At 53.8% G+C, this 14,940-nt stretch carries 18 protein-coding genes; 14 read left to right on the top strand and 4 right to left on the bottom strand.

The annotated features are described in order from the left end of the window. Positions 1–106: 106 nt before the first annotated feature. From AC6CHM_RS21760 to AC6CHM_RS21740, 5 genes are all read left to right on the top strand, one after another. A complete protein-coding gene (locus AC6CHM_RS21760) occupies positions 107–1,087 on the top strand; it encodes an ABC transporter substrate-binding protein (protein ID WP_498174827.1) in 981 nt (326 codons plus the stop codon). Positions 1,088–1,161: 74 nt separating this feature from the next. Beyond that, positions 1,162–1,896, top strand: coding sequence for an ABC transporter permease (locus tag AC6CHM_RS21755; protein ID WP_498175044.1), 735 nt, complete (start codon positions 1,162–1,164; stop codon positions 1,894–1,896). Beyond that, entirely contained in the window at positions 1,856–2,608 is a 753-nt protein-coding gene (locus AC6CHM_RS21750) for an ABC transporter ATP-binding protein (RefSeq protein WP_498174825.1), read from the top strand. The genes AC6CHM_RS21755 and AC6CHM_RS21750 overlap by 41 nt, the downstream gene beginning before the upstream one ends. A 1-nt stretch (position 2,609) precedes the next feature. Then, positions 2,610–3,569: a quinoprotein relay system zinc metallohydrolase 2 gene (locus AC6CHM_RS21745; RefSeq protein ID WP_498174823.1), complete on the top strand. Its 960-nt coding sequence runs from the start codon at positions 2,610–2,612 to the stop codon at positions 3,567–3,569. A gap of 88 nt (positions 3,570–3,657) precedes the next feature. Then, positions 3,658–4,482, top strand: coding sequence for a quinoprotein dehydrogenase-associated SoxYZ-like carrier (locus AC6CHM_RS21740; protein ID WP_498174821.1), 825 nt, complete (start codon positions 3,658–3,660; stop codon positions 4,480–4,482). Between the two features lie 38 nt (positions 4,483–4,520). Here the strand turns inward: AC6CHM_RS21740 and AC6CHM_RS21735 are convergent, their stop codons facing one another. Beyond that, positions 4,521–4,877 (bottom strand): hypothetical protein, encoded by a 357-nt coding sequence (locus tag AC6CHM_RS21735; protein WP_115053912.1) that lies wholly within the window; start codon positions 4,875–4,877, stop codon positions 4,521–4,523. Positions 4,878–5,372: 495 nt separating this feature from the next. Here AC6CHM_RS21735 and xoxF5 point away from each other — a divergent pair, with 495 nt between their 5' ends. The 9 genes from xoxF5 (at position 5,373) to pqqE (ending at position 12,637) form a co-directional block, all read left to right on the top strand. Next, positions 5,373–7,154, top strand: coding sequence for a lanthanide-dependent methanol dehydrogenase XoxF5 (xoxF5, locus tag AC6CHM_RS21730; RefSeq protein WP_162802572.1), 1,782 nt, complete (start codon positions 5,373–5,375; stop codon positions 7,152–7,154). Positions 7,155–7,316: 162 nt separating this feature from the next. Next, positions 7,317–7,841, top strand: coding sequence for a c-type cytochrome, methanol metabolism-related (locus tag AC6CHM_RS21725; RefSeq protein ID WP_115054090.1), 525 nt, complete (start codon positions 7,317–7,319; stop codon positions 7,839–7,841). A 7-nt stretch (positions 7,842–7,848) separates the two neighbouring features. Beyond that, the gene (locus AC6CHM_RS21720) at positions 7,849–8,706 is read left to right on the top strand and encodes a substrate-binding domain-containing protein (RefSeq protein WP_498175041.1); all 858 of its coding nucleotides are present in this window, start codon (positions 7,849–7,851) and stop codon (positions 8,704–8,706) included. Beyond that, positions 8,678–9,277, top strand: coding sequence for a PQQ-dependent catabolism-associated CXXCW motif protein (locus AC6CHM_RS21715; RefSeq protein WP_498174818.1), 600 nt, complete (start codon positions 8,678–8,680; stop codon positions 9,275–9,277). Before AC6CHM_RS21720 ends, AC6CHM_RS21715 begins: the two co-directional genes overlap by 29 nt. Positions 9,278–9,353: 76 nt before the next feature. Then, positions 9,354–9,449 (top strand): pyrroloquinoline quinone precursor peptide PqqA, encoded by a 96-nt coding sequence (locus tag AC6CHM_RS21710; protein ID WP_115053909.1) that lies wholly within the window; start codon positions 9,354–9,356, stop codon positions 9,447–9,449. Positions 9,450–9,544: 95 nt separating this feature from the next. Further along, positions 9,545–10,480, top strand: a complete 936-nt coding sequence (gene pqqB / locus AC6CHM_RS21705; RefSeq protein ID WP_498174815.1) for a pyrroloquinoline quinone biosynthesis protein PqqB — start codon at positions 9,545–9,547, stop codon at positions 10,478–10,480. Beyond that, the gene (pqqC, locus tag AC6CHM_RS21700) at positions 10,477–11,232 is read left to right on the top strand and encodes a pyrroloquinoline-quinone synthase PqqC (protein ID WP_498174813.1); all 756 of its coding nucleotides are present in this window, start codon (positions 10,477–10,479) and stop codon (positions 11,230–11,232) included. The genes pqqB and pqqC overlap by 4 nt, the downstream gene beginning before the upstream one ends. After that, positions 11,229–11,525, top strand: coding sequence for a pyrroloquinoline quinone biosynthesis peptide chaperone PqqD (gene pqqD / locus AC6CHM_RS21695; protein WP_115053906.1), 297 nt, complete (start codon positions 11,229–11,231; stop codon positions 11,523–11,525). The genes pqqC and pqqD overlap by 4 nt, the downstream gene beginning before the upstream one ends. Next, the gene (gene pqqE, locus AC6CHM_RS21690; protein ID WP_336441643.1) at positions 11,525–12,637 is read left to right on the top strand and encodes a pyrroloquinoline quinone biosynthesis protein PqqE; all 1,113 of its coding nucleotides are present in this window, start codon (positions 11,525–11,527) and stop codon (positions 12,635–12,637) included. The genes pqqD and pqqE overlap by 1 nt, the downstream gene beginning before the upstream one ends. Here the strand turns inward: pqqE and AC6CHM_RS21685 are convergent. Genes AC6CHM_RS21685 through AC6CHM_RS21675 form a run of 3 tightly spaced genes read right to left on the bottom strand, consistent with a single transcriptional unit; the run spans position 12,627 to position 14,907 of the window. Then, positions 12,627–13,256 carry a hypothetical protein gene (locus AC6CHM_RS21685; RefSeq protein ID WP_336441644.1) on the bottom strand — a complete coding sequence of 210 codons (630 nt, stop codon included), beginning with the start codon at positions 13,254–13,256 and terminating at the stop codon, positions 12,627–12,629. The two genes, pqqE and AC6CHM_RS21685, sit on opposite strands and share 11 nt — an antisense overlap. Further along, a complete protein-coding gene (locus AC6CHM_RS21680; RefSeq protein ID WP_498174810.1) occupies positions 13,253–14,104 on the bottom strand; it encodes an ABC transporter permease in 852 nt (283 codons plus the stop codon). Before AC6CHM_RS21680 ends, AC6CHM_RS21685 begins: the two co-directional genes overlap by 4 nt. Then, entirely contained in the window at positions 14,101–14,907 is an 807-nt protein-coding gene (locus AC6CHM_RS21675) for an ABC transporter ATP-binding protein (protein ID WP_498174808.1), read from the bottom strand. The genes AC6CHM_RS21680 and AC6CHM_RS21675 overlap by 4 nt, the downstream gene beginning before the upstream one ends. Positions 14,908–14,940: the final 33 nt, after the last annotated feature.

The following is a 14,940-nucleotide window of genomic DNA, read 5'->3' as shown; positions in this document are numbered from 1 at the left end:
GCATCCCAAGCTTCGTGTTGTCCGATGGAAATGCGTATATCCCACCGGCGAGACGACGTTATAGGATTGTAGACGGCGGGACAGCAAATCGGTCTGGGAGGACATTGTGATATCATATCGACGACTGGGCCGTGCCACCTTCCTGCTGGCGTTGCTGCTTGGCCTGTTCTTCAGTCAAATAGCTGAAGCCGTTGAGAAGGTTCGCGTGGGCGTATTGCGGTTCGGGACTGTGAACTGGGAGCTGGACACCATCAGGCATCATGGGATCGACAACAAATACAATATTGATCTTGATGTGCGTTTTTTTGCCAGCGAAGATGCTACCAATGTGGCAATGATGGCCGGTGATGTCGATATCATCGTTGCCGATTGGCTGTGGGTGTCACGTCAACGCACATCCGGCGAGGACATAAGCTTTGCAGCGTATTCCAGCTCTGTTGGAGCTTTGATGGTACGCGATGGCTCGCCTATAAAAAAACTTGCCGATCTGAACGGCAAGAAGATTGGTGTTGCCGGCGGTCCGCTTGATAAGAGCTGGCTGCTCATACAAGCGCTTGCAAAAAAACAAGCGCTTGATCTGCCTGCACAAAACGAGATTGTTTTCGGCGCACCACCACTGCTTGCGGAAAAGGCGGAACAGGGCGAACTGGATGCCATTTTAAATTTCTGGAACTTTTGTGCAAGGCTCGAAGCGCGGGGCTTTCATCGCCTGATCAGCACGAGCGATGCTGCAAGAGATCTGGGCGCCACAGGTGCCGTCTCGGCGATCGGATTTATATTCCGCGAGAAATGGGCCCGTGACCACCCTGAGCTTATTGAAGCTTTTCTCAAAGCCAGCCGTGATGCGAAGAAACTGCTCGCCAGTTCCGATGAAGAATGGCAGCGGCTCTCTCCAGTCATCAAGGCGGAGGGGCGCGAGCTGCAGGTGCTGCGAGACCGCTATCGCGAAGGCATTCCCCGCCGTTCCGTCGAAGAAGAAGAGGAGGATGCCGCAAAGCTCTATGCAATTCTTGCCGAACTTGGAGGTGAGCGACTGGTCGGACCTGGCAAAACATTGGCTCCCGGAACGTTTTGGAGGACGGAGTGACGGACCCGGCCCTGATCTCCAACTTCCAGACAGGGAAAGGCGGAGGTTCACGACAATATTGGTCGTCGGTCACGATGGGATGCATTTCCTTTGCAGTTTTGCTCGTCGCATGGCACATCGGAGCTTCGCTTTGGCCAAGCCGGTCCTTTCCCGCGCCTCTTCTCGTCTTGCAGGCTTTCCTGCGTGAGACAGCCAGCGGCGACATGGGCTATCATCTGGGCATGACGCTTTGGCGGGTCGCAGCCTCGTTCATTCTGGCGATGCTGATTGGCTCTGCTATCGGCGTTGCGCTCGGAAGGCACAGAGGTGCTGACCGGTTTTTCAATCCCTGGGTTATACTGTTCCTGAACATACCCGCTCTGGTGATCATTGTGCTCGCCTATATCTGGTTTGGCCTCAACGAGGCAGCGGCTATCGGAGCAGTTGCGCTTAACAAGATTCCCAATGTTGTTGTCACAATGCGCGAGGGCGCACGGGCTTTGGATGAGCGCTATGGCGAGATGGCGAAAATTTACCGCTTTGGCCGAATGGATCGGCTGCGTCATATCCTGCTGCCGCAATTGCAGCCCTTTATAGCCGCGGCGTCCAGATCCGGTATTTCCCTCATCTGGAAAATAGTGCTTGTCGTGGAGCTGCTGGGCAGAGCCAACGGTGTCGGCTTCCAGATCAATCTGTTTTTCCAGCTCTTCGATGTCGCTGCAATCCTTGCCTACACTTTGGCATTCGTTGCGGTGATGCTATTTATTGAACTCGTATTGGTGCAGCCTCTTGAACAAACATCCACACGTTGGCGCCGCCACGAAGCTTAAGGTCGACATAGAACAGAAGTCGTTCCGGTCATCGAATGGCGAAGCTATCACCGTGCTTCAGAATTTGCATTTTGAGGTGGCGCAGAACGAGTTTGCTTGCATTGTGGGGCCGTCCGGATGCGGCAAGACAACGACACTGCGCATATTGCTGGGGCTCGACACCGATTATCGCGGTACAATGCAGCTCTCCGGGCTGACGCATCCCCGCATCGGAGCGGTATTTCAGGAGCCGCTCCTGCTTCCATGGCGCTCCGTTGAGCAAAATGTCCGTCTCGCGCTGCCGGATCACCTCAAGGACACGAATCTCGATGCGCTTTTCAGTACATTGGGCTTGTCCCGGATGAGAACGTTCTACCCGGGGGAGCTTTCGCTCGGGCTGGCACGCAGAGCGGCAATTGCGCGGGCTCTGGCCATTGAACCGGATATTCTGGTGCTCGATGAGCCTTTTGTTTCTCTAGACGAACCCACGGCCCAGCAGCTTCGTCACCTGCTGATGGGCGTATGGGCGGAGCGACCGACAACAGCACTCATGGTCACGCACAATATCAGGGAAGCCATCCTGTTGTCCGATCGGATTATCGTTCTGTCGGATCGTCCTGCACATGTTATCGGAACCTTCGACATCAAATTGCCCCGCCAGAGCAGAACCGAACAGGCAAAGCGGGATATTCTCAGATCATTCCGCGACAGATTTCCGGATGGAGGAGCCTGACATGGCCGGACCTTCGCGACGTACCGTTTTGGGCACCGGATTGCTGCTTGCCGGCTGCTGTATGCCCCATGCACGGTTTGCCAGCGCAGAGCCGGACGGAACCGAGGCGCTTCCCGTCAAGGAAATAGCGAAAGGCATCTTCGCATTTACCGGAGCGCCGGAGATGATGAGTACCGCCAATGAAGGCGACATATGCAACATTGGCTTCATCATCGGCAATGAGGGCGTTGCCGCTATCGACAGTGGCGGCAGTGCGGCAGAGGGCAGAAGGCTCGTGGCGGCAATTCGAGCCAAAACGGACAAGCCGATTCGGTATCTCATCAACACTCATATGCATCCCGACCACATTTTTGGAAACTCGGCCTTTGAAGGCACGGGAGCCGTTATAGTGGGTCACCACAATCTGAGACGGGCATTGGCCAATCGCGGCGATTATTATTTGCAAAGTTATCGTGCGATCCTCGGTCCCGAACTCATGTCCAGCATCAGAATAATTCCGCCTGCGATAACCGTTGCCGGCGAGCAGGAGCTGGACCTGGGCAACCGCAAGGTGACGTTGAGAGCTTGGAAACCGGCACATACCGACAATGATCTGTCTGTATTCGATCAACAGACACGGATTCTGTTCACTGGCGACCTGTGCTTTACGCAGCATATCCCCACAATCGACGGGTCGCTGCTTGGCTGGATCAGGCAGCTGAAGGATTTAAGGGAGATTCATGCCGAATTGGCCGTTCCCGGGCACGGGACTGTTCCGGCACCGTGGCCACAGGCACTTGACGATGAAAGTCGTTATTTCGACGCGCTCGCCAGGGACATTCGCATGGCGCTTGCCGATGGCCGCTCCATGACGGATGCAAACCGGACCGCCGCCCAAAGTGAACGCGACAAATGGCATCTTTTCAACCAGTACAATGAGCGCAATGCAACTGCTGCCTATGCCGAACTTGAGTGGGAGTAGCTACTTGTTGGTGTTTGCCAGACCATCGTGCCAAGTGGTATGATAACGACTGGCCGGGCACCGCCAACGAAATTTGGTGGAGGCGAACATGACTTGGAATATGAAGCGAACCAAGGGTTGTGCTGCTGTGATCGCGGCGGGATTGCTTTGGGCCGTCAGTCCGGCAACAGCGGAAAGCCAGAATGCCAGCGCGCCAGAGGCGGCAACGTGGAAGAGCCTGAAGAGCGATGTTTTCGGGAGCCGGCCAATAGAACAGGGCGAGGGGATCGTCAGAATTGAAGCGCCCAAGCGCGCCGAAGACGCAGCTGTCGTTCCTGTCGATATGCACTTCAAGACAGACAGCAAGACGGGACGCATCAAGACCGTGACCTTGATCGTCGACGAGAACCCGGCGCCTGTCGCCGCGGTCTTTACCTTCGGGCAGAACGCTGGCGTAACCCATCTGGCAACGCGCCTGCGGGTTAATGCCTATTCCTATGTGCGGGCTATTGCTGAAACGGAAGATGATAAGCTGCACATGACGGAAGTCTTTGTGAAGGCTTCCGGGGGGTGCTCGGCACCCGCGATGAAGAATCAGGACGAAGCAATGGCATCGCTCGGTAAAATGAAGCTGCGGGTGTTTCCCTCCAAGGCGCCTGGCTTGGAGCCCTTGACCCGGGCCACGGAGATGCAGCTGATGATCCGCCATCCGAACAATTCCGGGTTACAGATGGATCAGTTGACACGATATTATATCCCGGCCCATTTTATCCAGGGGCTCACCGTCTCCCAGGGCAATCAGCTGATCCTGTCGATGCAAGGTGGTATATCGATCTCAGAAGATCCCAATTTTCGGTTCGCCTTCGACGCGAGGACCGGAGAGGAGCTCAAGGTTGAGGCCCTGGATACCGAAGGCAAAAAATTCCAAGGATGAATGGCCGCTCGAATCCTCAAGCCTTTGAGCCGTAAACTTTAAAAGCAGCGGATGTCTGCCTCTGCCTGAGCCCGCTTGAGTTCGCTGATAGCAGCTTTTGCCGGTGCGCTTTCGCGAAAAAGAACACCGTTCTCACCCGGAACCAGCCCCATTTGCTTATAGGTTTCTGCTGCTTCATAGCGCTCATAGGTCACAACCGAGGCGATAACATCGATTGAACAGGAGCATCGCTGGAGGGTGTCACGATTTTCTCCGTTCGCTTTCATGCAACCGTAAACATACTCTGCAACCGCCGGCGTCGGATAATCTGACGCAGCATGTGCCAGCATTGGAAATGCGATTGCTGCGCTTGCTAACAAAATCGGCTTGATGGTTTTCACTCCAGGCATTTTCATACTCCAGCATTCGGCAATGCTAAATATACATTTTCCAGGCTGTTAATAAAAGAGAATATATGGACGCAAATATAATTTAGATGAAAGTATCAAGGTTCGCCATGGGTTAAATATTTAGAATAAATCAGAAATCTTTTGTTTTCTTATGCAATGCGGAAGAATTATATTGCAATGCAGCAAATATAAATTCGATAATCATGCTTGCCTAATGAAATTCTTTCTCCTATCGTCATCTTGTTTCCGGCTTCAAGGACGTTGCCGTCAAGGGAGTGGTGACAGTCTTCGTAGGCCAAGCGAGGTGGGCAGTAACGGTGCCCTCTGCGCGCCTGGCTTTGTCGTGACACGCTGCCGGAAATACTTCCCCATTTGCCTGAGCTAGTGGTGCGGACCCGTATGTTTACTCGGTTTTCGCCGATAGTTCATAAATGTGAACTTTGGGAGGACTAAATGCGTGTACACAGAAATTTAATAGGAATTGCATTGGCTACGACAGCCATGACGTTCTCGTTGGCGGGTGGAGCTCTGGCCAATGACGATCTTCAAGGCTTGATCTCGGATTCCAAGAACTGGGCAATCCAGACTGGCGACTATGCCAATACTCGTTACTCAAAACTCAACCAGATTACCAAGGATAATGTCAAGAACCTCCAGGTTGCCTGGACATTTTCAACGGGCGTGCTGCGTGGCCATGAAGGTGGTCCGCTCATTATCGGCGACGTGATGTATGTGCATGCGCCTTACCCGAACACGGTCTTTGCACTTGATTTAAACAATGATGGTAAGATCCTTTGGAAATATGAGCCCAAACAGGATTCCAATGTTATTCCGATCATGTGCTGCGATACGGTCAATCGCGGCGTCGCATACGGCGATGGCAAGATATTCCTGTATCAGGCCGATACAACGCTCGTTGCACTTGATGCCAAGACAGGTGAAGTCGCCTGGTCGGTGAAAAATGGTGAAGCGGCGGACGGTAGCAAAGGCGAATCCGGCACGTCCGCACCAATGGTGGTGAAAGACAAAGTGATTGTTGGCATATCCGGTGGCGAATTCGGTGTGCGTGGAGCGCTCACTGCCTACAACATCAAGGATGGCAAGCAGGCTTGGCGGGCTTGGTCAATGGGATCGGACAAAGAAACACTGATCGATCCCGAAAAGACGACCCAACTTGGCAAACCTGTGGGTGCCGATTCTGGTACGAACACCTGGGAAGGCGATCAGTGGAAAGTCGGTGGCGGTACAACTTGGGGTTGGTATTCATACGATCCCAAGCTGAATCTCATCTATTATGGTACCGGCAATCCGTCGACGTGGAATCCAAGTCAGCGGCCAGGCGACAATCGGTGGTCAATGACAATCATGGCTCGTGATGCCGACACCGGCATGGCCAAATGGCTTTATCAGATGACCCCACATGACGAGTGGGATTATGATGGCGTCAATGAAATGATCCTTGCTGACGGCATCGAGGTTGACGGAAAGCCACGTGATGTCCTCGTACATTTTGACAGAAATGGCTTTGCTTACACGATGGATCGTGCCAACGGCGAGCTTCTCGTCGCTAAAAAATACGACCCCGCGGTCAACTGGGCTACTGAAGTCGACATGGACAAGGACAGCAAGACCTATGGCCGTCCGAAGGTTGTCGACAAGTATTCGACACAGGCCCAGGGTGAAGATGTCAATACAACCGGCATCTGTCCTGCGGCTCTTGGCACAAAGGATCAGCAGCCAGCATCGTATTCGCCAAAGACCAAGCTCTTCTACGTGCCGACAAATCATGTCTGCATGGACTATGAGCCCTACAAGGTCAGTTACACTGCCGGTCAACCTTATATTGGTGCGACGCTTTCCATGTACCCGGCTCCCAACAGCCATGGTGGCATGGGTAACTTTATTGCCTGGGATGCTGCAAAGGGCGAGATCGTCTGGTCTAAATCCGAACAATTCTCGGTTTGGTCCGGTGCACTAGCAACTGATGGCGACGTGGTCTTTTACGGAACGCTCGAGGGCTACCTCAAGGCGGTCGATAAGGACGGCAAAGAACTCTACAAGTTCAAAACACCCTCCGGCATTATCGGCAATGTCACCACCTACGAACATAAGGGCAAACAATATGTTGCCGTTCTGTCAGGCGTTGGCGGTTGGGCAGGTATCGGCCTTGCTGCCGGTCTGACCAAGGGCACGGATGGTCTGGGCGCTGTCGGTGGATATGCCGGCCTCTCGGACTATACGGCTCTTGGTGGCCAATTGACGGTCTTTGCCGTTCCTGAGTGACAAGGACGGACTTGTATACCGTTAGCCACGTTGAGGCGGTCGCTAAAGAAGAACCCGGCCATGCCGGCCGGGTTCTTTGCGGCTCCGACAAACAAATGATCAATCGCAACTGCTGACCGGGCTTCCCAGAGCGCTGGCGAGGTTGCAATGAGAGGTTTCTTGATGCCGATCCGATTAACGATTCTTGCCGTAACTGCCAGCTTTGCTCTCTTGGCAAGCTTGGTCAGTACCCATGCCGACGACAAAGCCGCCGCCGCGGTCGCCTCACAGGACAATGGTAAATATGCCGACAAGGAAGGAAACCCTACATTCAAGATACAGGAAGACGGAACGGTCGATTGGTACACCTATAGTGGATATCGTCGCTTCAATTCCGAATGCAACGTGTGCCATGGTGCAGATGGCGCAGGCTCCTCTTTCGCTCCCGCCCTGGCAAATTCTCTGAAAACAATGACCTATGCCGATTTTCTGTCGATCGTGGCGGAGGGCCGAAAGAACCTGAGCGCCGGGAACGAAAAAGTCATGCCCGCATTCGGCGAGAACAAGAACGTCTACTGCTATATGGATGATCTTTATGTATATTTGCGCGCACGCGCAGTCGGCGATCTCCCGCGCGGCCGTCCGGCAAAGAAAGAAGATAAGCCGGAGGCCGCAAAAGAGGCCGAAACCTCCTGTATGGGTGGTTAGAATGCTGATGAACCGGGCACAACTTGCAAAAATCGTCATGGCTTTCGCTACATGTGCAGCGATCGGCCTGTCCTTCAATGCGTCTGCCCAAGAATCCGGCCTCGGTACGGCAGGTGAGCTGGTGGACCCCGATGTTTTGCGGGTTTGTTCTGATCCTTCAAACCTGCCATTTTCCGACGATAAAGGCAAAGGTTTCGAGAACAAACTTGCTGAGCTCGTTGCAGCCAAGACTGGGCGGAAATCAGTTGCCTATACATGGTATCCAATGGCAACCGGTTTTGTCAGAAATACGCTGCGTGCCAATCGTTGCGACATCATCATCGGTTACGCTCAAGGTGATGAGCTGGTGCAGAACACCAATGCTTATTACCGATCGACTTATGTGCTGATCTACAAGAAAAATACCGGTCTTGATGGTGTGGAAACCATTGAAGACCAGAAGCTTGCCGGCAGGAGGATTGGCGTTGTTGCCGGCACACCCCCGGCAGCCAATCTTGCCAAGGCTGGTTACATGCGCAATGTGCACCCTTATCCGCTTATGGTCGATACGCGTCTGGCGCCGTCAATGGCAGAGACGATGATCAAGGACTTGAAAAAAGGCTCGATTGAGGCCGCAGTGCTGTGGGGTCCGATGGCGGGTTACTATGCAAAGGAAATTGATCCTGATCTGGTGGTGATCCCCTTGGTGAAGGAGAAATCACGGCATATGGCATATCGCATTACCATGGGCGTTCGTCCTTCCGATCAGGAGTGGAAACGCACCTTGAATAAGGTGATCAGGGAAAACCAGAAGGAGATCAACAAGATATTATTGGATTTCCAGGTGCCGCTGATCGATGAAAAAGACAGGCCAATTACGCAATAACCACCATTTGTCAGGAGGGCAAAATCCGGTGTGGACATGGTTCGGTTTTTGGGCGGTTTTGTTGGGGTTGTCTCCAACGGCTGCCCTTGCGGGCGATACCGTTTCCGAGCCCGCAGGCTACAGGCTGGAAAACTATAAGGCACCAGTGCCTGCAACATTGAAGGGTGCGCAGGTTGTCACGACTGAGGAGGCCATCGCATTGTGGAAGAGCAAAGCAGCTGTCTTTGTCGATGTACTGCCCCACGATCCAAAGCCGGCATCTCTGCCGCAGGGTACGGTGTGGAGGGAAAAGGTAAGGGAGGATATCCCCGGCAGCATCTGGCTCGCGAATGTGGGTTATGGCGTGATTAACAGCGAGACCGAAGCCTATTTCCGTAAGGGGCTGATGTCCCGGCTTGGAGACGACAAGCGGCGAAAGATCTTGTTTTACTGCATGGAGAATTGCTGGATGTCATGGAATGCAGCCAAGCGGGCGGTGGAGTGGGGATATGAGGCGGTTCTCTGGTATCCGTTGGGTACGGATGGCTGGGTTGCAGCAAAGCAGCCGACACGGAAAAATGAACCCTATTAATTTCAATCCTGCGCCAAGAAGGCGTATGGTAACGGAGAAAGATCAATCTTTGGTCTTTGTGTAGAAGGAGGAAAGCATGAAGAAGACATGGAAAAAACCTGAAATGTGCCAGGTTGCTGCCGGCATGGAATTGACACGCTATTTGCCCGCAGAATTAAAGGCAAAGAAGTAGCAGCCGGCCGCCCCGCGCAAGATGCTCGCGCGGGGCGACGACTTCTGATTGAATGCAAGGCCGGATAAATTCTGGCAATGAGGAAATACAGCCTGATGCGATTAAAGATCATTGGTTCCGCAGCAGGTGGCGGTTTTCCTCAATGGAATTGCAATTACCGATTGAGCCGTGCTGCATGGAATGGCCAAGCCAATGTTCGCGCCCGGACCCAATCGAGTCTTGCCGCAAGTGCGAACGGGAATGATTGGATCTTGTTTAATGCTTCTCCGGATATTCGCCAGCAAATTGCTGCAACGCCGGAACTGCAACCCAAGCCTGACGGCCCGCTGCGCTCGACACCCATCAGGGCTGTCGTACTGACAAATGCTGATGTCGATCATATTGCCGGGCTGCTGAGCATGCGCGAGCGTGAGCCGTTTGTGCTTTATGCTTCGCGCCGTGTTCTTGATGTTCTCGACAGTAATTCGATTTTCAAAGTTCTTGACCGGTCGATAGTGGAACGGCGGGAGCTTGTCCTGAACAGGCAAACAACGATTGTCGGCACTGATGCAATGACGACGGGAATCACTGTCGAGACCTTTCCGGTGCCCGGGAAAGTAGCATTGTTTCTTGAAGATCCGGCATTGGGCGACAATAATTTCGGCACACAGGACGGCGACGCGATCGGTCTGAAGATCTCATCGCCCGACGGTGCTGCGGCGTTTTACATTCCCGGCTGTGCCCGCATAGAAGAGTGTTTGAAAGCGAGGCTGACCAATGCGCAATGTCTGTTGTTCGATGGAACGGTCTTTACGGATGACGAGATGATCCGTGCAGGTGTCGGTGTAAAAACCGGAGCACGTATGGGGCATATCCACATCGCTGGAGACGATGGTTCCATGGCTGCGATCGGTGCGCTTGGGATCAGGAAGCGGATATATGTGCACATCAACAATACAAACCCGATTCTGGATACCACTTCGCCCGAACATGCTGCTGTGGTGCGGGCCGGTTGGAAGGTTGCATTCGACGGTATGGAGATCCGGCTTTGAGCGAATTTGATGATGCGGCACGCAATGGCTTGTCACCCCGCGAACTGGAAGCCGTTCTCCGGGAGGTTGGCGCTGCCCGTTATCACAACAAGCACCCGTTTCACCATCAGATGACAAGCGGGGCCCTCACCAAGGGGCAGATGCAGGCGTGGGCGCTCAACCGTTACTCCTATCAGTCGGTTATTCCGCGCAAGGATGCAGCAATCCTCATGCGCTCCGAAGACCCGGAATTCCGGGCGCAATGGCGCAAGCGTATCGAAGATCATGACGGTGATGACGGTTGGAATGGCGGAATTGCGCGCTGGCTCAAGCTGGCAACGGGACTGGGCCTGGATGCAGACATGGTCAAGAGTGAGAGGAAAGTTTTGCCGGCTACACGATTTGCCGTTGGCGCATATCTTTCCTACTGCAGCAACAAAACGATGCTGGAGGCGGTCGCCTCATCGCTCACCGAATTGTTTTCACCCGTCATCATAACCGAACGCGTGCCCGCAATGCTGGCAAAGTATGACTATATAACAAAGGACATCCTGGCCTATTTCGACAAGCGTCCGGCGCTCGCCTCCCGCGATTCGGATTTCGCGCTGACTTACGTCATGGAGCATGCCAATACTCCCGAAAAGCAGCAGGCAGTGATCAATGCTCTTGTATTCAAGTGTGATGTATTATGGGCCATGCTTGATGCCCTGTCCCATGCCTACGGACAAAAGGGCAATATTCCCCCCGGCGCTTTCGTTCCGGAGGTATCATGAGTGAGACCCGCATCCGTGCGATCGTATCACCGCAGTCGCGACCAGCCCTGAAAAAGCATGCGAGGCTGCAGTATGATAAGGTGCGCGGTGCATGGGCTTTGCTGTCACCAGAACGGATATTCTGGCCCAACGAAGTCAGCCTTGACATTTTGCGGCTTTGCAACGGGCGCAATGAGGTTACGCAAATGATTGCCATCCTTGCAGACCAATATGGAGCGGATGAAACAGAGATCACTTTGGATGTAACGGGCTTCCTGCAGGAATGGTCCGACAAATTTTTGGTGGAGTTGTAATGGAACCTGTACTTCCCCCCATAGGTATGCTGGCAGAGCTTACCCATCGGTGTCCGTTGCAATGTGCATATTGCTCCAATCCTGTTGAGCTTCTCAAGGCCAACCGCGAAATGGATACCGGCGGCTGGATTTCCCTCTTCGAGCAGGCCGCGGATCTCGGTGTGCTGCAGGTACACCTTTCGGGCGGGGAGCCGACATTGCGGACCGATCTTGTGGAACTTGTCCGTTGCCTTGCCCGGCGGGGTGTATACACCAACCTCATTACCGCCGGTGTTGGAATCTCCGAAGGGCGCATTGAGGCGCTGGCCGAAGCCGGGCTCGATCATATACAGCTCAGCTTCCAGGGCGCGTTTGCCACCACGACGGAGAAAATCGGAAACGCTCGCGGGGCTCACGAGAAGAAAATTGAAACTGCCCGGCGCGTAAGGGCAACAGGGTTGCCGTTGACAATAAACGCCCCCATCCACCGTCATAACATGAACGAGGTGCCGGATTTTATTGATCTTGCGCTTGATCTTGGAGCCGAACGGCTGGAGATCGCCAATGTGCAATATGCAGGCTGGGCGCTCCTTAATCGCGATGCTCTCATGCCGCAGCGGGCTGCGGTAGAGCGCCAGGTGCTGATCGTTGAAGAAGCACAAGAGCGGTTGCGTGGCATAATGACCATTGATTTTGTCACACCCGATTACTTCGCCATCTACCCCAAACCCTGCATGGGTGGCTGGGCACGGGATGCTTTCATGGTTGCTCCGGATGGAACCGTCTTGCCATGCCATGCTGCCGCTACAATCAAGACCTTGCAGTTCGAGCGCTTTGGAGACAGGCCATTGAGTGAGATATGGCACGATTCTGCAGCGTTCAAAGCGTTTCGCGGTACAGACTGGATGCAGGAACCCTGCAGAAGCTGTGAGCGCAAGGAGATCGATTGGGGAGGGTGCCGCTGCCAAGCTATGGCCATTGCCGGTGATGCTGCTGCGAGCGATCCCGCATGCATCAAGTCGCCGTTCCATGATCGGATGGGAGCGTTGATCGACCAGGCCACCGGTAAGAAATCATCTGACGGCACATTTGCCTATCGCCGAATAGGGCGTATGAGTGAGCCTATGGTCTGATCAGGGCTCGGGTAATCGTCTTCGATAGTCCATAAAGACGCTGTTCGATGATGATGGGCACTTCGCAGACATAAGTCAGCGAATGCACCCGCTCGTCATAGATGCGTGTTTCCCATGTCAATCGTTGATCGAGTCGATCAAGTTCTTCTGGGTCCGTACCGGGCTTGGCGCGCAGCGCATCAACCTTGGAGGCTTCCCGGCGCAGATCAACCGCCATATCCCTCTGCTTTGCCGCATAACGGGAAATCCCCGCCATAACTTGGACGCGCTCACCGTTAAGCGTATCGAACAATCCCTGGAACAGCAGAAACATCTTGCTGTTGACCTCCTCTTGGGGGAGACTGTCGGCAAGTTCAGTGATCCGTTTCTGCGCATCCTCGAGCGGTAAACGCCGTGCTGCAAGCTCGCTGACCAGTTCCTGGATTTGCGAATCTGTATTCCATTTTGCCGCCGCTTCGGGGATATCCGGACCATCCCAGACCTGACCAATCGAAAGAGCCGGAACCTTGCGTTGAATGCAGGGCCAGCTTGGATCGTTATTGGCTGCAGCAAAAGCTGGAAATATGGACGCCGCACTGGCGCACAGGACGATCATGGCTCCCAAGGCAGTCCGGGTCATGTGTTGCCTCCTTCTTGTTTTTTGACAACAATGCCTCTTGAGGGGTCGTAGGCAATAATTGCACCAGCGATGAAGAGAACTATAAAACTGCAAACGACAGCCAGAGACAGCCATTCGATCTGCCCGTAAAATGCAAAGCGGATTAATTCTACAGCGTAGGAGAAAGGGTTAAGCAGGCATATCTTGTAAAGAAGGGGGCTCGATTCCTGTACGCGCCAGAGCGGGTAAAGTGCGGATGAAGCGAAATACATCGGGAAGATCACGAAATTCATGATACCCGCAAAGTTTTCCAACTGCTTGACCAGGGAGGAAAGCAGCATGCCGAGAGCACCCAGCATCATTCCCGAGAGGAACAAGGCAGGCAAGATCAGAAAGTAACCCTGTACCGCCGCTTTCACATCCCACAGCCAGGCCACAAAAAGGAAAGCGTAAACCTGGATGATTGAAACCGCGACGCCAGCAAGCAATTTGGAAACCAGAAGGAACCAGCGCGGAAACGGGCTGACGAGCAGGGTACGCATATTGCCCATTTCACGGTCATAAACCATGGACAGCGATGACTGCATTCCGCTGAACAACAGGATCATCCCGCATAATCCCGGTGTGATATAAACCTCATAAAGTACGTAGGTCTGATAGGGTGGGATGATTGAGACACCCAGCACCTGACGAAACCCGGCCGCAAATATAAACAACCACAACAAGGGCCGCACCAGAGAGGAAACAAATCGCTCGCGCTGATTGAGATAGCGCAAGCCCTCGCGGACAAGAATGCCTTTCAGGCATGTTAGATATTGCACGGTGCCAAAACGATTGTGCGGAACATTGCCTGCTGTGGCCTGACTCATAATTGCCTCCCCGTATCGAGCGCCAGAACGCCTGTCAGCCGGGAAAAGGCCTCATTGATCGTCTGCGCTCCCGCATCCTTTACCACTTCGCCCACTGGTCCGTTCGCGACGAGCCTGCCCTGGTTGAGCACGATGATCTGATCGGCGTAGGCAACCTCATCGATGAGATGCGTAGCCCACAGCACGCTTATGTTCTTTTCCTGGACGAGCTTGCGAATGTCGGCAAGGATCGTTGCGCGGGATTTGATATCCAGGCCCACTGTTGCTTCATCGAGGAGAAGCAGGGAGGGTCGGTGGATCAATGCACGAATGATTTCCACTCGCCTTATCTGCCCGCCCGAAAGACTGCGGGTCTTTTCATGCAGCCTGTCGCTCATATCGATGGACTGCATGAACTCGTGGATGCGCAGGTCTGCATCCCGCTTTCCTATGCCATGAAGCGAAGCGTGGTACGACAGGTTCTGGTATATGGAAAGATCAAGATCAAGCGTGCGTGCCTGAAACACAATGCCCAATCGTCGTAATGCATTGCCGGGTCTGCGGTCTATGTCGTGGCCGAACACGTGGATGTGGCCATGACGCGTTGCGTAAAGGTGGCTGATAAGGGAGAAAAGTGTGGTCTTGCCGGCGCCGTTCAATCCCAAAAGCACGGCAAAAGTACCAGGCACTATCGAAAACGTGACATCGTCAAGCGCCTGGCGTTTACCATAGGAATAACTCACCGAAACCAGCTCGAGCGCCGGGACATCGGTTTCAGGCAAGGGTTTGCCGGGAGTGTCTTTCAGTCCGGCATTCGTAACCATCAAATTTCCCCCTGGTCGTGTGCAATTGCCTGT

It is taken from the genome of Phyllobacterium sp. GQ127 (genome assembly GCF_059758635.1).
Note: the sequence above shows the minus strand (reverse complement) of the source record. Positions and strands in the feature narration are given on the sequence as shown.